General features: G+C 61.8%; 18 protein-coding genes. 16 read left to right on the top strand and 2 right to left on the bottom strand.

The genetic code is table 11. From position 1 onward, the window contains the following. Nucleotides 1-74 precede the first annotated feature (74 nt). Nucleotides 75-575: a cytochrome b gene (locus ACM6UT_RS10015; RefSeq protein ID WP_416797189.1), complete on the top strand. Its 501-nt coding sequence runs from the start codon at nt 75-77 to the stop codon at nt 573-575. Between the two features lie 180 nt (nt 576-755). Here the strand turns inward: ACM6UT_RS10015 and ACM6UT_RS10010 are convergent, their stop codons facing one another. Then, entirely contained in the window at nt 756-1,850 is a 1,095-nt protein-coding gene (locus ACM6UT_RS10010; protein ID WP_416797188.1) for a TraB/GumN family protein, read from the bottom strand. 80 nt (nt 1,851-1,930) lie between these two features. Next, complete coding sequence (locus ACM6UT_RS10005; RefSeq protein ID WP_416797187.1) at nt 1,931-2,866, bottom strand: tyrosine recombinase XerC; 936 nt, start codon at nt 2,864-2,866, stop codon at nt 1,931-1,933. Nucleotides 2,867-3,002: 136 nt separating this feature from the next. On the opposite strand from ACM6UT_RS10005, the gene ACM6UT_RS10000 reads away from it, so the two are divergent. The 15 genes from ACM6UT_RS10000 (at nt 3,003) to ACM6UT_RS09930 (ending at nt 19,900) form a co-directional block, all read left to right on the top strand. Beyond that, nucleotides 3,003-3,899, top strand: coding sequence for a GNAT family N-acetyltransferase (locus tag ACM6UT_RS10000; protein WP_129333887.1), 897 nt, complete (start codon nt 3,003-3,005; stop codon nt 3,897-3,899). Between the two features lie 73 nt (nt 3,900-3,972). Further along, nucleotides 3,973-6,174, top strand: a complete 2,202-nt coding sequence (locus tag ACM6UT_RS09995) for a primosomal protein N' (protein ID WP_416797186.1) — start codon at nt 3,973-3,975, stop codon at nt 6,172-6,174. A 110-nt stretch (nt 6,175-6,284) separates the two neighbouring features. Continuing rightward, entirely contained in the window at nt 6,285-6,668 is a 384-nt protein-coding gene (locus ACM6UT_RS09990) for an AGROH133_08824 family phage infection protein (RefSeq protein WP_416797185.1), read from the top strand. A gap of 259 nt (nt 6,669-6,927) precedes the next feature. Beyond that, nucleotides 6,928-7,494, top strand: coding sequence for a F0F1 ATP synthase subunit delta (locus ACM6UT_RS09985; protein ID WP_416797184.1), 567 nt, complete (start codon nt 6,928-6,930; stop codon nt 7,492-7,494). Then, nucleotides 7,494-9,023, top strand: a complete 1,530-nt coding sequence (gene atpA, locus ACM6UT_RS09980; RefSeq protein WP_416797183.1) for a F0F1 ATP synthase subunit alpha — start codon at nt 7,494-7,496, stop codon at nt 9,021-9,023. The genes ACM6UT_RS09985 and atpA overlap by 1 nt, the downstream gene beginning before the upstream one ends. A 29-nt stretch (nt 9,024-9,052) precedes the next feature. After that, nucleotides 9,053-9,931, top strand: coding sequence for a F0F1 ATP synthase subunit gamma (locus ACM6UT_RS09975; RefSeq protein ID WP_416797182.1), 879 nt, complete (start codon nt 9,053-9,055; stop codon nt 9,929-9,931). Between the two features lie 24 nt (nt 9,932-9,955). Further along, entirely contained in the window at nt 9,956-11,419 is a 1,464-nt protein-coding gene (gene atpD / locus ACM6UT_RS09970; RefSeq protein WP_114362895.1) for a F0F1 ATP synthase subunit beta, read from the top strand. Between the two features lie 61 nt (nt 11,420-11,480). Beyond that, nucleotides 11,481-11,888, top strand: a complete 408-nt coding sequence (locus ACM6UT_RS09965) for a F0F1 ATP synthase subunit epsilon (protein WP_129333880.1) — start codon at nt 11,481-11,483, stop codon at nt 11,886-11,888. Nucleotides 11,889-12,357: 469 nt separating this feature from the next. Further along, on the top strand, nt 12,358-12,708 hold the full coding sequence (locus tag ACM6UT_RS09960) for an ArsR/SmtB family transcription factor (RefSeq protein WP_416797181.1): 351 nt from the start codon (nt 12,358-12,360) through the stop codon (nt 12,706-12,708). Between the two features lie 66 nt (nt 12,709-12,774). After that, on the top strand, nt 12,775-13,668 hold the full coding sequence (locus tag ACM6UT_RS09955; RefSeq protein ID WP_129333877.1) for a LysR family transcriptional regulator: 894 nt from the start codon (nt 12,775-12,777) through the stop codon (nt 13,666-13,668). Nucleotides 13,669-13,871: 203 nt separating this feature from the next. Then, a complete protein-coding gene (locus ACM6UT_RS09950) occupies nt 13,872-14,351 on the top strand; it encodes a formate dehydrogenase subunit gamma (RefSeq protein ID WP_416797180.1) in 480 nt (159 codons plus the stop codon). Next, nucleotides 14,348-15,904, top strand: a complete 1,557-nt coding sequence (locus tag ACM6UT_RS09945) for a formate dehydrogenase beta subunit (RefSeq protein ID WP_416797179.1) — start codon at nt 14,348-14,350, stop codon at nt 15,902-15,904. The genes ACM6UT_RS09950 and ACM6UT_RS09945 overlap by 4 nt, the downstream gene beginning before the upstream one ends. Nucleotides 15,905-15,964: 60 nt before the next feature. Continuing rightward, complete coding sequence (gene fdhF, locus ACM6UT_RS09940; protein ID WP_416797178.1) at nt 15,965-18,847, top strand: formate dehydrogenase subunit alpha; 2,883 nt, start codon at nt 15,965-15,967, stop codon at nt 18,845-18,847. Further along, the gene (gene fdhD / locus ACM6UT_RS09935; protein ID WP_416797177.1) at nt 18,844-19,677 is read left to right on the top strand and encodes a formate dehydrogenase accessory sulfurtransferase FdhD; all 834 of its coding nucleotides are present in this window, start codon (nt 18,844-18,846) and stop codon (nt 19,675-19,677) included. The genes fdhF and fdhD overlap by 4 nt, the downstream gene beginning before the upstream one ends. 25 nt (nt 19,678-19,702) lie before the next feature. After that, the gene (locus tag ACM6UT_RS09930; RefSeq protein WP_416797176.1) at nt 19,703-19,900 is read left to right on the top strand and encodes a formate dehydrogenase subunit delta; all 198 of its coding nucleotides are present in this window, start codon (nt 19,703-19,705) and stop codon (nt 19,898-19,900) included. Nucleotides 19,901-20,003: the final 103 nt, after the last annotated feature.

Raw genomic sequence — 20,003 nt, 5'->3', positions numbered from 1 at the left:
CGGCTTGCGAAAAGGGCCGCGGCTTCTATCATCTGGACGTAATTGCCCTGAAACGTTTGACAAAAGGCAAGAAGATGACGTCCTCCCCTGTAATGTCCTATTCGCTGTCCCAGCGGCTGATCCACTGGATCATGGCCGTTTTGATCCTGTTCAACCTCCTGTTCACCGAAGGCATGGAGGAATTCACAGAAGCCGCCGAGGAAGGTCAGGCTGTCACGCCTGACATGATCGCTTCGGCCAACGTCCATGCCTACGTCGGCATTGCAGTGCTCTGTCTCGCCGTCGTCCGGTTGATCCTGCGCTTCACCCAGGGCGCCCCGGCGGCCCCCGCCGATGAGCCACCGCTGGCGCAGATGGCTTCGAAGGTTACTCACGCGACGTTCTATTTGCTGTTCTTCGCGCTGCCGCTCGCCGGCATTGCCGCCTACTACTTCAACATCGAGGCCGCCGGTTCTCTTCACGCAGGGCCGCTGAAACTGCTGATGTGGGTGCTGATCGTCCTCCACGTCGGTGCGATTCTCGTTCACCAGTTCTTCTGGAAGACGCCCGTCGCGCAGCGGATGATCAGAGGCTGAACCCCGCAGTCCAGCCATAGCGTAAGACAAAAACAGGAAGCGCCGTGATCTTTTTTAGAAGAGCCGGCGCTTCCGCATACCGCGTTGATAGAGGCGGACTGGGCCGATCGATATGCGGTGATCAGTCCGGAACGGGCGATGCGAGAACCACGCTCGGCCGTCTTGCGGGTCCGCCGGTCATCAGCCGTTGATTGCCGTTACGCTATAGCCCCGTGCGCGCAGTAGTTTCACAAGCCCTTCTTTGCCCGGCAGGTGCAGGGCTCCGACTGCAATGAAGACACCGCCTTTTTCGAGCAACGGCGTTGCACGTTCCGCCATTGTCTTGTTGCGGTCAAGAACGATCCGGCGTTCGAAGGCGACGTAGCCACTGTCCTTCTCTCCCCCCTTGCCCGGCGCGACCTTCTGCAACATCGGCATGGTCATGCCGATCTCGCCCGTCGTGTAGAGCCTGATCATCGTCTCGACGACGTCATTCATCCGGTCACCCAAGGCAAGCGTTTCGATCAGGGCTTGAAGGTGAAAGTCGACGGGCAGAGAGGATACGGCCTCGAGTTGCTCGGCAAAGGTTTCCAGGCCGACCACCGGCTTGCCGGCCTTCACCGCCTCCTCGGCAATGTGCTTGTCGAGGAAGGAAGCGCCTTTCGCCTTGCGCGCGACTTCGCAGCCGGGAAGCGCGACGAAGCTCGAGATGATCCACGGCTTCATGCGCAGGACTGTCGCGAGCGGAATTCCGCGTTTCTCCAGTCCCGCCTTCAGCCGGGTCGCATCCTCGGGCGAGAGGCGATCGGTGATCGACGTGCCATCGGTGAACATCGTAAGATCAGGCCGGAGCAGAAAAGCAGCCGCCGCCTTCTTGTCGTCGAGGATCTCGTCGGACTCGACGACGATGGTCGACGAAGCGGCGAGTGCTTCGGGCGCGCCCTGCGGCATCTTGAGGACGCGTGGATCGGTCACGTGCATGGTGCCGAGCAGATAGGATGGTGCGAGGCCGTCCTTCTCGATCTTCCAGAAGATGCCCTTGCCGTTCGGGGTCTCTGCCGCCTCCCGGAGGATATCCCCGTAGGCGCCGGGATCCTTCTGCTTCAAGTCCGCAAGAAGATCAATGCCCGGACACTCGCTGTCACTTTCCGCGCGAGCGGGCGAGAGAGATGTCAGGACAAGAAGCAGCGACAACGCGAGCGCCACATGGAGGGCGGCAAGGAACCAGAGTACCAGATCGCCTGCACGCGCGAGGGAGTGATGAGATCTGTTTCGGTTGAAGAGGCTGGCGACCATCGAAGCGTTCCGGTTGCAATCGTGGCAGACTACGGTGTCCGTCCCTCACGTTTCTTTAACGCCCTTGGTTAACGCCCGTATCAGGCGCGCGGGTGGGCCTTCTCGTAGACGTCGAGAAGCCTCGCGGCATCGACGGCGGTGTAGACCTGCGTGGTTGAGAGGCTCGCATGTCCCAACAACTCCTGGATCGTGCGCAGATCGCCGCCGCCGCTCAGGAGGTGTGTCGCGAAGGAGTGGCGGAGCGCGTGGGGTGTGGCGGAATTCGGCAGTCCAAGCGCCGAGCGTAGCCGCTGCATCTCGCGTTGGATAATCGCCGGCTGCAATCTGCCGCCGCGCGCGCCGCGGAACAGCGGGCCGTCTGGGTCGAGATGGTAGGGACAAAGTCGTACATAGCTCTCGACGGTCTCGTTCACGACCGGCAATAGCGGAACGATGCGCGTCTTGCGGCCCTTGCCCGTGACCCGCAACGTGTTGCCCTTGCCGTCGAACGCTTTCGGCGTCAGGTCGAGCGCTTCGGAAATACGCAGTCCGCAGCCGTAGAGGAGAGTCAGGACGGCGGCGTTGCGCGCGGCGATCCAGGGCTCGTCGCTCAGTTGGGAGTCCGCCTGCACGACGGAGATCGCCTGGTTCCCGGTCAATGGCTTCGGCAGTGATTTCGGCTGTTTCGGTGACCGAATGGCGCCGGCGCCGGCGGCGTTGACGAGCCCTTTCCGTTCCATGTGGCGCAGAAACGAGCGAAGCCCGGCAAGATGTCGCCCGAGCGAGCGGGCGCCTGAACCTTCCCGTCTGCGGGCGGCCAGGAAGGCTCTGAGATCTGCCGGCCGGAGCTCGGCGATATCATTCACGCCGGGCGGTGCGCCAAGATGCGCGGTGAGAAAGGCGAGGAATTGGCGGGTGTCCCGCTCATAGGCTTCGAGCGTGTTGTCGGCGAGCCGCCTCTCGCCCGCGAGGCTCTCCAGCCATTGTTGGCGTTCCTTCATGAGGTCGGGTGCGGCGATGACGAGCAGCACGTTCAAGTTTACGAACCTTTACTTTGGGAGACTGCTGAACCAACATGCCCGGCATGTGTTAGTGAAGAGCTAACATACAGATTCGTCACGCTTCCATCACATTGAGCTGCGATGAAGCAGATCGACAGAACCGGGGTATTCCATGGCTCGCCGTGATTCGACGATGTTGGGACAGTTCGCAGAGGCGGTCGCCCTGATATCGCAAGGTCAACCCGGACACATCGTCGATACGCTGATTGCCGAACGCGGCGAGAAGATCGTCAAGCACCCGCTCTGGCCGGTGATGCGGCCATTCCTCTATACGCTGCTGCGCTATGCCAAGGCGATCGAGTTTGCCGACGACGTTGCCAACATGCCCGGCTTTCAGGCGTTTGAATATCTGAGTAACGTGCTGCGGCTGGACATTCAGGCGCGCTACCTCGAGCGCATTCCCTCGTCGGGCGGCTTCATCATGGTCAGCAACCACCCGACGGGTATCGCCGACGGGGTGGCAGTCTTCGACCTTTTGAAGGAGCGGCGGCCGGACATGATGTTCTTCGCCAACCGGGATGCCGTGCGCGTGAACCCGCGGCTGGTGGAGATGGTCATCCCGGTCGAGTGGCGGGAGGAATACAAGAGCAAGCTCAAAGCGCGCGAAACGCTGCAACTCACCAACCGTGCCGTCGCCGAGCAGAAGGCGACGATCCTCTTTCCCTCCGGACGCATTGCCTACTGGGCGAATGGACGCCTCAACGAACGGCCGTGGAAGACCTCGGCTGTCGGTCTCGCCCGCAAATACAATCTGCCGATTTTGCCGGTCCATATGAAGGCGCGCAATTCCGGACTGTTCTACTGGTTCGCGAAGTGGTCGACGGAGTTGCGCGACATGACGGTCTTTTACGAGCTTCTCAACAAGAAGGGTGATCGTTTCGAATTCACCATCGGACAGATGATTCCGCCGGAACAGCTTGAAGGCGATGCTGCGGAGGTGACCGCCGCGCTCGAGCGGCACACGGTTCACCATCTCGCGGCGGACGGGGATATATTGTTCTCGCGGTGAATGACTGGCCTCGTGTCGACCATATTGCTTTTGCGGTTTCCTTTCGGGCGCACGAGAGTCAATTTGCAGGCCGATGAAAGACGATTCGCCCGAACTCTTCGCCGCTCCGAAATCCCGCCTGGTCCCGGTTCTGGTTCCCATGCCGGCGCCGGTTCCCTATTCCTATGCAGTGCCGGAAGGCATGGCAGTCGAACCGGGTTCGATCGTGCAGGTGCCGCTCGGGCCCCGTCAGGTGATCGGCGTCGTCTGGGACGGACCGGAGGGAGGCGAGGTCGACCCGCGAAAGCTACGACCGATCGAGAAGGTTTTTGACTGTCCGCCTATCGACAAGGACATGCGCAGCTTTCTGGACTGGGTGGCCGGCTATACTCTGTCGCCACCGGGACTCGTCGCCCGCATGGCTCTTCGGGCCCCGGCGGCCCTCGATCCCGACCCTATGGTCGAAGGATTGCGCTTTTCCGGCATTGTACCGGAGCGCGTGACACCGGCACGGCGCAAGGTGCTCGACCTCGCGGGAGATGGATTGTCCTGGACGAAGAGCGGCCTTGCCCACGCGAGCGGCGTGTCGGCGAGCGTAATCGACGGGCTTGCTGCCCAGGGTGTGTTCGAGACCGTTTTCCTGCCGCCGCCGCCTTTGGTCGCGAAGCCGGACGCGGACTACGCCCCGGCGCGTCTGGAGGGACCTCAGAAGGCGGCGGCGGAGGATATCCTCGAAGGCATTCGGAGCGGTGGGTTTTCGGTTGCCTTGATCGACGGTGTCACCGGGTCCGGCAAGACCGAGGTCTATTTCGAGGCGATTGCGGAGACGATCCGGCAGGGCCGGCAGGTACTCATCCTCTTGCCGGAAATCGCGCTCACGGCGAATTTTCTGGAGCGTTTCCACGATCGCTTCGGATCGAAACCGGCGGAATGGCATTCCGATCTCGCCACCCGCACTCGGGAAAAGGTCTGGCGACAGGCCGCGACCGGCGAAGTCCGCGTCGTCGCGGGTGCGCGATCGGCCCTGTTCCTCCCCTTCGAAGATCTCGGCCTGATTATTGTCGATGAGGAGCACGACCCGGCGTTCAAGCAGGAGGATCGTGTTTTCTACAACGCCCGCGATATGGCGGTGGTTCGCGCCAGGATCGGGGATTTTCCTGTCGTTCTGGTTTCCGCGACGCCTTCTGTGGAAAGCCAGGTCAACTGCCTTGCCGGGCGCTACCGACGCATCCATCTGCCGACACGGTTTGCCGGTGCTGCGCTGCCGGACCTTCATCTTGTCGACATGCGGCGACATCCGCCGGAACGTGGCGGCTTCCTTTCCCCAGTTCTGCTGAAAGCTGTCGGCAAGACGGTGGAGCGCGGCGAACAGGCACTGCTCTTCCTCAATCGCCGCGGTTATGCGCCCCTGACGCTGTGCCGAGTCTGCGGCCATCGCTTCCAGTGCCCGCAATGTTCCAGCTGGCTGGTGGAACACCGCTTTCGCGGCCAGATCCAGTGCCATCAGTGCGGTTATGCCGAGCCGACGCCGCAAGCCTGTCCGGAATGCGGGACGCTTGATCACCTGGTGGCTTGCGGTCCGGGCGTGGAGCGCATCGCCGAGGAGGTCGAACGGCATTTTCCGGATGCGAGAACGCTGGTGCTTTCCTCGGACTTGGGAGGTGTCAAACGTCTTCGGCTCGAACTGGAGGCGATTGCCAACGGCGAAGCGGACATCGTGATCGGCACGCAACTCGTCGCCAAAGGACACAACTTCCCTCTGATGACCCTGGTTGGCATCGTCGATGCGGATATCGGCCTCGCGAACGGTGACCCGCGTGCGGCCGAGCGGACTTTCCAGCTCCTCTCGCAGGTCACCGGCCGCGCCGGGCGCACCGGGCGCAAGAGTCACGGCCTCATCCAGACGTTCCAGCCTCCGCATCCGGTGATGCAGGCCCTTGTTTCCGGCGATGCCGCAGCCTTTTACGAGCGCGAGATCGCCGAACGCGAGCGGGCGAGTCTTCCTCCCTTCGGACGCCTGGTGTCGATCATCGTCTCTGCCGATACGCGCGGGGAAGCGGAAACGCATGCGCGACAACTACGGAATTCCGCACCCTCTATAGACGGCGTCGCGATCCTGGGACCGGCGGAGGCACCTCTCGCCCTGATCCGCGGACGGCACCGCTTCCGCCTGCTGGTCCATGGTCGGCGCAGCAGCGACATGCAGGCCTTCATCCGCACAATGCTCGAGCGCGGACCGAAGGAGAGGCGGTCAATCCATGTACAGGTGGACGTCGATCCGCAGAGCTTTCTCTGAGCGACCGCACAGGTGCTCTGGAAAATGGCCGGCGATTCCACTAGGGAGAGAAGCGGAAAGCCGACGAATTCCGGCAAGACGAAGACTGGCCGGCGCAAGAGAGGGGCATCATGGAATTCTATTTTCCGACCGAGTTTGGCGAGCAACTGGCCTTCGTATCGGCCGTCATCACGACATTGATCGGTCTTGTCGTAATGTTCGCTCCAGGACTGACGCTCAGGTTTTGCGGGCTCCAACCGCGTGAAGGGAAGGTAGAGGGTTTCGCGGCCGTTCGTTCCTACGGCGGAATGCTTTTCGGCTTCGCGGCGAGTGCATTGCTGCTGGCCCAGCCGATGGTCTACCTCGCCTTCGGCGCTGCGCTCGCAATGTCCGTCTTTGGACGAATACTCTCGGTCATGTCGGACGGCGGCAGTTCCTTGCGCGGAATTCTACTTTTGGTTGTTGTTTCGGTGCTTGCCTCACTGCCGATAGCCTATGTCTTCGGACTGACTTGAGCTCTGTCAGGCCAGCCTGACCGAGGTCTTTGTCCAATTCGCCGCGGCCGGGTACAAAATTGCCGGTTTGGGCTTGTGCTAAAGGCGTAATCGGGCAATACGCGTGTTGCGAGTCTAGACTTCGTATGCTAGACGGACCGCGAAATTAGGAGAAAGCAAGTCCAAAAGGCTTGTGTTTCTGGGAAAAACGTAACGATTTCAATACCGTAGCGCTTCCGTCCGGAAGTGGTGGCGGTCTTGGGTCAAAATCAGGGAATTTTTGCCCGTGGCAGACACATCCCAGCTTATCTCAGGTGTGGCGGAGCGGTATGCTTCCTCGCTTTTCGAGCTCGCGCTCGAAGCCGGCGCCGTCGACACCGTGAGTGCCGATCTTGATCGTTTCCAGGCAATGATCGATGGCAGCGCTGATCTGAAGCGCCTCGTTCAGAGCCCGGTCTTCTCTGCGGAGGACCAGGTCAAGGCCGTTTCGGCGCTCTGCGAGAAGGCGGGTATCGGCGGTCTCGTCGGTAATTTCGTCAAGGTCGTGGCCGGCAATCGTCGGCTTTTTGCCGTCTCGGGAATGATCACGGCGTTCCGCCGTATCGCCGCTCGTCACCGTGGCGAGATCACGGCGGAGGTAACCTCCGCCCATGCGCTGACCGGCGAACAGGAAAAAGAACTGAAGGCGGCGCTGAAGGGCGTGACGGGAAAGGATGTGGCGGTCTCGCTAACCGTTGATCCCTCCATTCTTGGCGGCCTGATCGTCAAGGTCGGCTCCCGCCAGATCGACACGTCTCTTCGCACCAAACTTTCCACCCTTAAGCTTGCACTGAAAGAGGTTGGCTGATGGATATCCGCGCCGCGGAAATTTCCGCAATTCTTAAAGATCAAATCAAAAATTTCGGCAAGGAGGCTGAGGTCTCGGAAGTCGGCCAGGTGCTCTCCGTCGGTGACGGTATCGCCCGCGTCTACGGTCTCGACAATGTTCAGGCCGGCGAAATGGTCGAATTCCCGGGCGGCATCCGCGGTATGGCGCTCAACCTCGAAGCCGACAATGTCGGCGTCGTTATTTTCGGTAACGACCGTGACATCAAGGAAGGCGACACCGTCAAGCGGACCGGCGCAATCGTGGACGTTCCGGTCGGTCCGGAACTGCTCGGCCGCGTCGTTGATGCGCTTGGCAATCCGATCGACGGCAAAGGCCCGATCAACGCCACCCGTCGCGCTCGCGTCGACGTCAAGGCTCCGGGCATCATTCCGCGCAAGTCGGTTCACGAGCCGATGTCGACGGGCCTCAAGGCCATCGACGCCCTGATCCCGGTCGGTCGTGGCCAGCGCGAGCTCGTCATCGGCGACCGTCAGACCGGCAAGACCGCCATCATTCTCGATACCATCCTCAACCAGAAGGCCATTCACGACAATGGTCCGGACGGCGACAAGCTGTTCTGCGTCTACGTGGCCATTGGCCAGAAGCGCTCGACCGTTGCCCAGTTCGTGAAGGTTCTGGAAGAGCGCGGTGCTCTGAAGTACTCGATCATCGTTGCTGCGACCGCGTCCGACCCGGCTCCGATGCAGTACCTCGCTCCGTTCGCCGGTTGTGCGATGGGCGAATACTTCCGTGACAACGGCCAGCACGCCCTGATCGGCTATGACGACCTGTCGAAGCAGGCCGTCGCCTATCGTCAGATGTCGCTGCTGCTGCGTCGTCCGCCGGGCCGCGAAGCTTATCCGGGTGACGTGTTCTACCTGCACTCGCGTCTCCTCGAGCGCGCTGCAAAGCTCTCCGACGAGCGTGGCGCCGGCTCGCTGACCGCTCTGCCGGTCATCGAAACCCAGGGCAACGACGTTTCGGCCTTCATTCCGACCAACGTGATCTCGATCACCGACGGCCAGATCTTCCTCGAAACCGACCTTTTCTATCAGGGTATCCGCCCGGCCGTTAACGTCGGCCTCTCGGTTTCCCGCGTCGGTTCGTCGGCCCAGATCAAGGCGATGAAGCAGGTTGCCGGCTCGATCAAGGGTGAACTCGCCCAGTATCGCGAAATGGCCGCCTTCGCACAGTTCGGTTCTGACCTTGACGCCGCAACTCAGCGCCTGCTGAACCGTGGTGCGCGTCTGACCGAACTTCTGAAGCAGCCACAGTTCTCGCCGCTCAAGACGGAAGAACAGGTTGCGGTGATCTTCGCCGGTGTGAACGGTTACCTCGACAAGATCGCCGTCAATCAGGTCGGCAAGTTCGAGCAGGGCCTGCTCTCCTACCTGCGGTCGGAAGGTAAAGTCATCCTCGACACTATCCGTGCCGAAAAGGCTATCAGCGATGACACCAAGGGCAAGCTCAAGGCTGCTCTTGACGCCTTCGCCAAGTCTTTCGCGTAAACGGGGCTCAAGCCAAGGACGGATAACGGATGCCTTCACTTAAGGATCTGAAAAACCGGATCGCCTCCGTCAAGGCGACGCAGAAAATCACCAAGGCGATGAAAATGGTCGCCGCGGCGAAGCTGCGTCGTGCGCAGGAGGCGGCCGAGGCCGCTCGTCCCTATTCGCAGCGCATGGGTGCCGTCCTCGCCAATATCGCCCAGGCGGTTGGCAGTGATGACAGCGCCCCGCGGCTGATGACCGGGACCGGCAAGGACGATGTGCACCTGCTCATCGTCTGCACCGCCGAGCGCGGCCTTTGCGGCGGTTTCAATTCGCAGATCGCCCGCTTCGCCCGCGACCATGCGCGCAGGCTTCTCGCCGCTGGCAAGACCGTGAAGATCTTTTGCGTCGGCAAGAAGGGCTACGACAGCCTGCGTCGCGAGTTCTCGGCCAATATCGTCGAGCGTACCGACCTTCGCGAGGTCAAGCGCGTCGCTTTTGAAAATGCCGACGCGATTGGCCGCAAGGTCATCTCGATGTTCGACAAGGGCGAGTTCGACGTCGCCACGCTGTTCTATTCGGAATTCAAGTCCGTTATCAGCCAGGTGCCGACCGCGCAGCAACTCATCCCGGCTGCTGCTCCGGGAGCGGTCGCCGCAACCGGTGCATCCGCGGTCTATGAATATGAGCCCGATGCCGGTGCGATCCTGAGCGATCTCATTCCGCGCAACATCTCGGTGCAGGTCTTCCGGGCTCTGCTCGAAAACGTCGCCGGCGAAATGGGCGCCAAGATGAGCGCAATGGACAATGCGACACGCAATGCCGGCGAGATGATCAACAAGCTCACGCTCTCGTACAACCGTCAGCGCCAGGCTCAGATCACCAAGGAACTCATTGAAATCATTTCGGGCGCGGAAGCGCTCTGAGGTTAAGGAAAGAGGGTAAGAAACATGGCTAAGGCAGCTACCCCGAAATCTACCGCGGCGAAGGCCGCAACCGGCTCCGCAGGCCGGGTTACCCAGGTCATCGGTGCTGTTGTTGACGTTGCGTTCGACGGCGAGCTGCCTGCGATCCTGAACGCGCTGGAGACCGACAACGGCGGCAATCGCCTCGTTCTCGAAGTTGCCCAGCACCTCGGCGAAAACCAGGTTCGCACGATCGCGATGGACTCGACCGAGGGTCTGGTTCGCGGCCAGCCGGTCATCGATACCGGCGCTCCGATCACCGTTCCTGTCGGTCCCGAGACGCTCGGCCGCATCATGAACGTCATCGGCGAACCTGTCGATGAAGCTGGCCCCTTGGTCACCTCCGGCAAGCGCGCCATCCACCAGGAAGCTCCGGCTTACATCGAGCAGTCGACGGAAGCCCAGATCCTCGTCACCGGCATCAAGGTCGTCGACCTTCTCGCTCCTTACGCAAAGGGCGGCAAGATCGGCCTGTTCGGCGGCGCCGGCGTCGGCAAGACGGTTCTCATCATGGAACTGATCAACAACGTCGCGAAGGCGCACGGCGGTTACTCCGTTTTCGCCGGTGTTGGCGAACGTACCCGCGAAGGCAACGACCTGTATCACGAAATGATCGAGTCGGGTGTCAACAAGCACGGCGGCGGCGAAGGTTCCAAGGCTGCCCTCGTTTACGGCCAGATGAACGAACCGCCGGGCGCCCGCGCTCGCGTCGCTCTCACCGGTCTGACGATCGCTGAAGACTTCCGCGACAAGGGTCAGGACGTTCTGTTCTTCGTCGACAATATCTTCCGCTTTACCCAGGCTGGTTCGGAAGTGTCCGCACTTCTCGGCCGTATCCCGTCGGCCGTTGGCTACCAGCCGACGCTCGCCACCGACATGGGCGCAATGCAGGAACGTATTACCACCACGACCAAGGGTTCGATCACCTCGGTTCAGGCCATTTACGTTCCCGCCGACGACTTGACCGACCCGGCGCCGGCAACCTCGTTCGCCCACCTGGACGCAACGACCGTTCTGTCGCGTTCGATCGCCGAAAAGGGCATCTATCCGGCCGTTGACCCGCTCGACTCTACCTCCCGCATGCTCGACCCGCTGGTCGTCGGCGAAGAGCACTACGAAGTCGCTCGTAAGGTTCAGTCGACCCTGCAGCGCTACAAGGCTCTCCAGGACATCATCGCCATCCTCGGCATGGACGAGCTGTCTGAAGACGACCGCATCGCGGTTGCCCGCGCCCGCAAGATCGAGCGCTTCCTGTCCCAGCCGTTCTTCGTTGCCGAAGTCTTCACCGGCTCTCCGGGCAAGCTGGTCGCGCTCGAGGACACGATCAAGGGCTTCAAGGGCCTGGTCAACGGCGAGTACGATCACCTGCCGGAAGCTGCGTTCTACATGGTTGGCTCGATCGAGGAAGCCATCGAGAAGGCAAAGAAGCTGGCCGCGGAAGCTGCCTGATTGCGCAACGGGCGCGCGTTCTGACGCGCGCCTCTGCCCTCCATTCAAAAAGTGAAGAGTCATGGCCGACAATTTCAACTTTGAACTCGTTTCGCCCGAACGTCTGCTGCTTTCCGAAAAGGTGAGCGAAGTGGTCATCCCGGCGACCGAAGGCGAGATGACCGTCATGGCCAATCATGCGCCGACCATGACCACGATCAAGCCGGGTGTCGTTTCGGTGAAGCTTGCCTCCGGGCAGACCAGCCGGTACGTCGTCTTCGGCGGTTTCGCAGATATCCTTCCGACCGGCTGCACGCTTCTTGCGGAGTCGGCGGTCGAGATGAGCGAGCTGAACCGGGAGACGTTGGTGAAGCGCATCGAGTCGGCCAAAGCCGAGCTCGAAAAGGCCGACAGCGCGGAGCATAAGACAAAGCTCGAGCAGTATCTTGCAGAGTTGACCCATCTCAACGGCGTCATAATTCCGGCCTGATCGGGCTATGAAATGCAGAGAAGAGCGGCCGGAAGGCCGCTTTTTTTGTTGCCGGAAACACGCTCGGCCATGCAGTCGTTTGCCATGGACTTGACGCACGCTGCCCTGATTTGCGGGCTTGGGTACCCGTCGTGCATGGCTCCAGCTGCTGGTAGGTTCTCATGAAGATCGGAATCGTGGGTGCAGGCATGCTCGGTGGCTCCGCCGGCTATCCTATGGCGATGATGGGAGGCGTCAGCGAGATCGTGGCGCCGTCGGTGCGGCCGGGGTACTTGACGATCTCTTCCCAGAGCTTGACCGCGAGGAGCAGGCGGCCCTGCGGAGACGTGGAATGCTGCTCAGGGAAGCGACGGAGCCCCTTTGCCTCTGACGGAAACACAGGAAAACTGCGGCTTGGTTTTGCGAGACAGATACACTATGACAATGACATTTCGTGAATTAGGCATATGCGTGCCTCAACCGAACTGCGATGGTAATTGCCTTGCTGGACGACGTGACCGATAAGAGCCGTCTCGACGACTTCACGTCGAAAGCAGCGGCCGCGAGCGAATTGCTGAAAGCGCTTTCGCACGAATCGCGCCTGCTCATTCTCTGCATCCTCGTGAACGGGGAGCGGACTGTCAGCGAGATCGAGACGATCCTCGGCATTCAACAGGCGGTGGTTTCGCAGCACCTCGCACGGCTGCGGATCGAGGAACTGGTCAAGACACGCCGAGAGGGCCGACAGGTCTATTACAGCATCGCCAATCCCGGTCTCACTGACCTGCTAGCCGTTCTTTACCGGATGTATTGCGAGCCGGAACGCGATACCCGCTCCTGATCGTCATCCCGCGGCCGCTTCCCGTGCCGGCGACAGCTGTGCTATTTCTCGCGCAGAGGAGCGGCGATGATCGACAAGCTGGAATTTTTTATCGCCTTGGCGCGCGAGCGGCACTTCGGGCGTGCGGCCGAGGAGTGCGGGATTTCGCAGCCGACGCTTTCGGCGGCCATTCGCCAGCTCGAGGATCAACTCGGTGTCGTATTGGTCCAGCGCGGTTCCCGCTTCCAGGGGCTGACGCCGGAAGGACAGCGCGTGCTCGAATGGGCGCGGCGTATCGTCGGCGACACCCGCACGATGCGCGAGGAGATGCGGGCCGCCCGCCATGGATTGGCCGGTCACGTCCGAATAGCAGCCATCCCGACGGCGCTCGCCATCGTTCCAAGAATCACGGAACCCTTCCAGGTCAAGCATCCGGACGTGACGTTCTCGGTGATCTCGCGGACATCGCTGCAGGTCCTGAGCCAGCTCGAAAACTTCGAGGTGGATGTCGGCATCACCTATCTCGACAACGAGCCGCTCGGCCGCGTCAGCATGGTGCCGCTTTATGCGGAGCGCTACCATCTCATCACTGCCTCGGATTCGCCTCTGGCCGATCGCGAGACTGTGACCTGGCGCGAGGTTGCTGATCTTCGGCTTTGTCTATTGACGGCGGACATGCAGAACCGCCGCATCATCAACCAGCATATGGCTGAAGCAGGCGTGGTGCCCAAGCCCACGCTCGAGTCAAACTCGATGATCGTGCTCTTTTCGCACATCCGCACCGGCCGATGGGCCTCGATCATGCCGAAGAACGTTGCGGAATCTTTCGGTTTTTCCGCCGGTATCCGGATGATCCCTCTTGTGGAGCCGGAGGCGGAGCATGTCGTCGGCCTCGTCGCCCAGCATCGTGAGCCGTTCACCCCGCTTGTTTCAGCCTTGCTGCATGAAGGCCGGAGGCTGGCCGAGGTCGAAGCGTTTTGATAGGTTTTATCTATCGACTGACGAAACACCATTATTGACCCCGACGCTCCCCGTCGGCCATCCTTGCTGCCATAATCAGCGGACAGCGAAGGTTTCCGGTCTAGTACACTGAGCGGTACAGCTACTGAACAGAAGACCGGCACGCCCAAACGGTTCAACACGACCCGCTGAAGCCATTTCGTGTCGGTTTGGGAGGACTGATCATGAATATACGGTCATCGGTTGATGACGTTTTGTCTCGCACGAGTGCGATCATCGAAGCGCACAAGCTCTCGGAAGGACCGTTGCTTCCGATCTTGCATGCGATCCAGGAAGCGTTCGGCTTCATTCCGGAAGATGCAAAGCCCCTCATTGCGCACGCCCTCAATCTTTCTCGCGCCGAGGTGCATGGCGTCGTTTCCTTCTATCACGATTTCCGTTCGGAACCTTCCGGCCGGCACGTGCTCAAGCTCTGTCGCGGAGAGGCGTGCCAGTCGATGGGAGCGGACCGGCTCGCGGACGAATTGAAAAGGGCGCTCGACGTGGAGTGGGGCGGTACGGCGGCCGACGGTGCCGTAACCGTGGAGCCGGTTTTCTGTCTGGGCTTATGCGCCTGTGCGCCATCGGCAATGCTGGACGGCGAGGTATACGGCCGGCTGGACAACGAGAGCTGTGAAGCGCTGGTCGCGGAGGTGCGTCGATGACCATAACCGTGTTCGTTCCCTGCGATGCTGCCGCCCTTGCAGTTGGCGCCGACAGGGTCGCCGCGGCGATCTCCCGCGAGATCGAGATGCGTGGTGTCGACGCCCGTGTCGTCCGTAACGGTTCGCGCGGACTTCTCTGGCTCGAACCCATGGTGGAAGTCAGGACCGAACACGGACGCATCGCTTATGGCCCCGTCAGTCCCGGTGACGTGCCGGGGCTGTTTGCTGCCGGTTTCCTGGAAGGAGGAGCGCATCCGCTGTGTCAGGGACGGACCAGAGACATCCCGTTCCTGCGCAACCAGACGCGCCTCACCTTTGCCCGTTGCGGTGTCACCGATCCCCTGTCACTCGAGGACTTCCGCGCCTATAGCGGCCTCAAGGGGCTCGAAAAGGCGCTGACGATGTCTCCCGGCGAGATCGTCAGCGCTGTAACCGAGAGCGGACTGCGCGGCCGCGGTGGTGCGGGCTTCCCGACCGGCATCAAGTGGAAGACGGTTCTGGATGCCCCGGGCACGACGAAATACATCGTCTGCAATGCCGACGAAGGTGACTCCGGCACGTTTTCCGACCGCATGGTGATGGAAGGCGATCCATTCATGCTGATAGAAGGCATGATTGTCGCCGGAATGGCGACGGGTGCGACCAAGGGATACATCTATACCCGGTCCGAGTATCCTCACGCGATCGCGACGATGCGGAAGGCGATCACGATTGCCAGGGAAGCCAACCTTCTCGGCCCCTCCATCCTCGGGTCCGGCCGTGCCTTCGACATGGAAGTCCGCGAAGGCGCCGGCGCCTATGTTTGCGGCGAGGAGACGTCCCTGCTGAACAGTCTGGAAGGCAAGCGCGGGATCGTCCGGGCGAAGCCGCCGCTGCCGGCTCTGCAGGGGCTCTTCGGCTGTCCGACGGTGGTGAACAACGTGATTTCGCTCGCGTCCGTTCCGGTCATTCTCGATCGTGGCCCGGCCTTCTATCGGGATTTCGGGGTCGGCCGTTCCCATGGCACGATTCCGATCCAGCTTGCCGGCAACGTCAAGCACGGTGGTCTTTACGAGACGGCATTCGGTCTTTCACTCGGGGAGATCGTCAATGATATCGGCGGTGGCACCCTGAGCGGGCGTCCGGTCAAGGCCGTGCAGGTCGGCGGCCCGCTGGGGGCCTATTTCCCGCCCTCGCTCTTCGACACGCTCTTCGACTACGAGGCGTTCGCCGCCCGCGACGGCCTTATCGGTCATGCCGGCATCGTCGTTTTCGACGACACCGTCGACATGCTGAAGCAGGCGCGTTTTGCGATGGAATTCTGCGCGATCGAGAGCTGCGGCAAGTGCACGCCTTGCCGGATCGGCTCGACCCGCGGCGTCGAAACCGTCGACCGGATCGCGCACGGTATCGAACCGGAGGAGAACAAGGCGTTGCTGGCCGATCTCTGCAACACGATGAAGTTCGGCTCGCTCTGTGCGCTCGGCGGCTTCACGCCCTACCCGGTGATGAGTGCGCTAAAGCACTTTCCGGAGGATTTCGCGCCGGCACCCGTCAAGGAGGCGGCGGAATGACAAAGATGACCGTCGCTCTCTGCCGGACCTTTTCTTTTGTTTTCAACCAGGAGGCTCGCCATGCCCCTCGTTCCTGAAATCGATTACGGCACTCCGGCTTCCAGGTCGGAGAACACCGTCACGCTGACCGTCGACGGGAAGCGGGTCACGGTTCCTGCAGGCATCTCAATCATGCGGGCATCGATGGAAGCCGGCATCGAGGTGCCGAAACTCTGCGCGACGGACATGATGGACGCCTTCGGCTCCTGCCGCCTCTGTCTCGTCGAGATAGACGGACGCGCCGGCACGCCGGCTTCCTGCACCACGCCGGCGACCGAGGGCATGGTGGTCCACACCCAGACCGACCGGCTGAAGCAGATCCGCAAGGGCGTGATGGAGCTCTACATCTCCGACCACCCGCTCGACTGTCTCACCTGCGCGGCCAATGGCGACTGTGAGTTGCAGGACATGGCAGGCGCTGTGGGTCTGCGGGATGTCCGTTATGGCTATGACGGCGACAATCACGTGAAGGCGAGGTCGGGAACCGGCGAGGTGAACGCGCGCTGGATGCCGAAGGACGAGAGCAATCCTTACTTCACCTACGATCCGTCGAAGTGCATCGTGTGTTCGCGCTGTGTGCGAGCCTGCGAAGAGGTGCAGGGCACCTTCGCTCTGACGATCGAGGGCCGGGGCTTCGAATCCCGCGTCTCGCCGGGGATGCACGAAAATTTCCTGGCGTCCGAATGCGTGTCGTGTGGCGCTTGCGTGCAGGCCTGTCCGACCGCGACTCTCACCGAGAAGTCCGTCATTGAGATCGGGCAGCCGGAACACTCTGTCGTCACCACCTGCGCCTATTGCGGCGTCGGCTGTTCCTTCAAGGCGGAAATGCGCGGCGAGGAACTGGTGCGCATGGTTCCTTTCAAGGACGGAAAGGCCAATCGCGGCCATTCCTGCGTCAAGGGCCGGTTCGCCTATGGCTATGCCACCCACAAGGACCGCATTCTCAATCCGATGGTGCGCGAGAAGATCACCGATCCCTGGCGCGAAGTGACCTGGGAAGAAGCGCTTGCGCATGTCGCCTCCGAATTCCGCCGTCTTCAGTACCAGTACGGCAAGGATTCGATTGGCGGCATCACCTCGTCGCGCTGCACCAATGAGGAAACCTTCCTGGTGCAGAAGCTGATCCGTGCCGGCTTCGGCAACAACAATGTCGATACCTGCGCTCGCGTCTGTCATTCGCCGACCGGCTACGGTCTCGGCCAGGCCTTCGGCACGTCGGCTGGCACGCAGGACTTCGATTCGATCGAGCACGCCGATGTCATCATGGTGATCGGCGCCAACCCGTCGGCGGCGCACCCGGTCTTCGCCTCGCGCATGAAGAAGCGCATCCGCCAGGGCGCAAAGCTGATCGTGCTCGATCCCCGCGAGACCGAGACCGTCAATTCGGTCCATGCCAGGGCGGACTTCCACCTGCCGCTCAAGCCCGGTACCAATGTCGCGGTCATCACAGCGCTCGCCCATGTGATCGTCACCGAAGGTCTGTTCAACGAGGCCTTCATCCGCGAGCGCTGCGACTGGTCCGAGTTCGAGGACTGGGCCGCCTTCGTTTCCGAGCCGCAGCATTCGCCGGAGGAGACCGAAAAGTTCACCGGCGTATCGGCGGATCTCGTGCGCGGTGCGGCCCGGCTTTATGCCCGGGGCGGCAATGGCGCTATCTATTACGGCCTCGGCGTCACCGAGCACAGCCAGGGTTCGACGGCCGTCATGGCGATCGCCAACCTTGCCATGGCGACCGGCAATATCGGTCGCCCAGGCGTCGGCGTGAACCCGCTGCGCGGGCAGAACAACGTGCAGGGTTCCTGCGACATGGGCTCCTTCCCGCACGAACTGCCGGGCTATCGGCATATATCGGACGATGCGACCCGGGAAACCTTCGAAAAGATGTGGGGCGTGACGCTCAACAACGAACCGGGCCTGCGCATCCCGAACATGCTGGATGCGGCCGTCGACGGCTCGTTCAAGGGCCTTTACATCCAGGGTGAGGACATCCTGCAGTCCGATCCCGACACCAAGCATGTCTCGGCCGGTCTTGCCGCCATGGAATGCGTTGTCGTGCATGACCTGTTCCTCAACGAGACGGCCAATTACGCCCATGTCTTCCTGCCGGGCTCGACCTTCCTGGAAAAGGACGGCACGTTCACGAATGCCGAGCGCCGCATCAACCGCGTGCGCAAGGTCATGTCGCCGAAGAACGGCTATGCCGACTGGGAAGTGACGCAGATGCTCGCCCAAGCCATGGGCCTAGCGTGGAACTACAGCCATCCGTCGGAGATCATGGACGAGATCGCCGCCACGACGCCGAGTTTCGCGAGCGTCTCCTACGATCTCCTGGAGAGGATGGGTTCGGTGCAGTGGCCGTGCAACGAGAAGTTCCCCGAAGGGTCGCCGATCATGCACGTCAATGGCTTCGTGCGCGGCAAGGGCAAGTTCATTCGGACGGAGTATGTCGCGACGGACGAACGGACGGGCCCGCGTTTCCCTCTGCTTCTGACCACCGGCCGAATCCTGTCGCAGTACAATGTCGGCGCGCAGACGCGCCGCACGGAGAACGTCGCATGGCATGCGGAGGATCGTCTTGAGATCCATCCGCACGATGCCGAGCAGCGTGGCATCAAGGATGGGGATTGGGTGCGGCTCGCCAGCCGTGCAGGCGAAACGACGCTTCGGGCGGAGATCACCGAACGGGTCTCGCCGGGCGTGGTCTATACGACCTTCCACCATCCCGAGACGCAGGCGAACGTCATCACCACCGATTACTCGGATTGGGCGACAAACTGCCCGGAATACAAGGTGACCGCAGTCCAGGTCGCCCCGTCGAATGGTCCGTCCGAATGGCAGCAGGACTATGAAGACCTCTCGCGGAAGTCGCGCCGCATCGCCGGGAAACTGGAGGCCGCCGAATGACCTCAGGACGCCTCGCTGCTGTACCTGTGTCGGAGCTTGTCTTCCGGGCGGGCAGCATGCGGAGCGGCGAGCGCATGGTCCCCGACGAGGTTCCGATCGCCTTCAGCTATGGCGGCACCACCCATGCCGTCATGATGGCGACGCCGGCGGATCTTGAGGATTTTGCCGTCGGGTTCAGTCTCACCGAGGGTATCATCGCCGATCCGGCGGAGATCGTCGGTATAGAGGTCGTTGACGAGGGGCGCGGCGTCGACGTGCAGGTGACGCTCGCCGATCCGGTCGCCGACGCCCTTCGCGCACGTCGCCGCCACATGGCGGGCCCAGTCGGCTGCGGTTTGTGTGGAATTGAATCGATCGAACAGGCGCTGAGGCCAGTACGGTTCGTGGGCGGTGGCGAACTGCGCTTGCGTGCGGACGAAATTGTGGAGGCGGTGCGGGCGCTCGATGCGGCGCAACATCTCAACCGGCAGACGCACGCCGTCCATGGCGCCGGCTTCTTCGTACCGGGAAGGGGGCTGGTCGCAATCCGTGAAGACGTCGGGCGTCACAACGCCCTCGACAAGCTCTGCGGAGCCGTTGCCAAGACTGGCCTTCACGGTGAGGACGGTGCAGTCGTCGTCACCAGCCGCCTGTCGGTCGAGATGGTCCAGAAGGCGGCGGTCCTCGGAAGTCGGTTCCTGCTTGCTGTCTCAGCCCCGACACTTCTTGCGATCGAGACGGCCGAGCAGGCGGGCGTGACCCTCGTCGCCGTCGTTCGCGGCGAGGATTTCGAAGTTTTCACCTATGCTGACCGCATATCGTTTCCAGGAGCCGTTGCCGATGTCGCATGAGCAAACCGCCGAAAGGCTAGTTCGGATGGCGAACCAGATCGCGTCTTTCTTCGCCTCCCAGCCGGAGACGACGCGGATTGGCGGCGTAGCCACACACATCAACAAGTTCTGGGAGCCTCGCATGCGGCGTCAACTGTTCGAGATCATCGACGCAGGCGGGGCCGGCCTCGATCCGCTGGTTCTCGATGCCGCGAAACTGGTCAAGCGGCCCCAGCCGGCATAACGTTTCCGGTCTGTCGCAAACCTATCCCGTGGCTTTTGTGACTTCACCTTCTCTGCTATTTATGCCGGTGATCTGATCGACGGGATGGGAGAGGCGCGTGGGG

Source organism: Ciceribacter azotifigens, from assembly GCF_048159625.1.
In the GTDB taxonomy this organism is placed as follows: Bacteria; Pseudomonadota; Alphaproteobacteria; order Rhizobiales; family Rhizobiaceae; genus Allorhizobium; species Allorhizobium azotifigens.
Note: the sequence above shows the minus strand (reverse complement) of the source record. Positions and strands in the feature narration are given on the sequence as shown.

What these genes read in the sequence shown, in the direction of transcription:
- ACM6UT_RS10015 (WP_416797189.1), top strand. Translation starts at nt 75, where the DNA reads ATGACGTCCTCCCCTGTAATGTCCTATTCGCTGTCCCAGCGGCTGATC.
- ACM6UT_RS10010 (WP_416797188.1), bottom strand. Translation starts at nt 1,850, where the DNA reads ATGGTCGCCAGCCTCTTCAACCGAAACAGATCTCATCACTCCCTCGCG.
- ACM6UT_RS10000 (WP_129333887.1), top strand. Translation starts at nt 3,003, where the DNA reads ATGGCTCGCCGTGATTCGACGATGTTGGGACAGTTCGCAGAGGCGGTC.
- ACM6UT_RS09995 (WP_416797186.1), top strand. Translation starts at nt 3,973, where the DNA reads ATGAAAGACGATTCGCCCGAACTCTTCGCCGCTCCGAAATCCCGCCTG.
- ACM6UT_RS09990 (WP_416797185.1), top strand. Translation starts at nt 6,285, where the DNA reads ATGGAATTCTATTTTCCGACCGAGTTTGGCGAGCAACTGGCCTTCGTA.
- atpA (WP_416797183.1), top strand. Translation starts at nt 7,494, where the DNA reads ATGGATATCCGCGCCGCGGAAATTTCCGCAATTCTTAAAGATCAAATC.
- ACM6UT_RS09975 (WP_416797182.1), top strand. Translation starts at nt 9,053, where the DNA reads ATGCCTTCACTTAAGGATCTGAAAAACCGGATCGCCTCCGTCAAGGCG.
- atpD (WP_114362895.1), top strand. Translation starts at nt 9,956, where the DNA reads ATGGCTAAGGCAGCTACCCCGAAATCTACCGCGGCGAAGGCCGCAACC.
- ACM6UT_RS09965 (WP_129333880.1), top strand. Translation starts at nt 11,481, where the DNA reads ATGGCCGACAATTTCAACTTTGAACTCGTTTCGCCCGAACGTCTGCTG.
- ACM6UT_RS09960 (WP_416797181.1), top strand. Translation starts at nt 12,358, where the DNA reads ATGGTAATTGCCTTGCTGGACGACGTGACCGATAAGAGCCGTCTCGAC.
- ACM6UT_RS09955 (WP_129333877.1), top strand. Translation starts at nt 12,775, where the DNA reads ATGATCGACAAGCTGGAATTTTTTATCGCCTTGGCGCGCGAGCGGCAC.
- ACM6UT_RS09950 (WP_416797180.1), top strand. Translation starts at nt 13,872, where the DNA reads ATGAATATACGGTCATCGGTTGATGACGTTTTGTCTCGCACGAGTGCG.
- ACM6UT_RS09945 (WP_416797179.1), top strand. Translation starts at nt 14,348, where the DNA reads ATGACCATAACCGTGTTCGTTCCCTGCGATGCTGCCGCCCTTGCAGTT.
- fdhF (WP_416797178.1), top strand. Translation starts at nt 15,965, where the DNA reads ATGCCCCTCGTTCCTGAAATCGATTACGGCACTCCGGCTTCCAGGTCG.
- fdhD (WP_416797177.1), top strand. Translation starts at nt 18,844, where the DNA reads ATGACCTCAGGACGCCTCGCTGCTGTACCTGTGTCGGAGCTTGTCTTC.
- ACM6UT_RS09930 (WP_416797176.1), top strand. Translation starts at nt 19,703, where the DNA reads ATGGCGAACCAGATCGCGTCTTTCTTCGCCTCCCAGCCGGAGACGACG.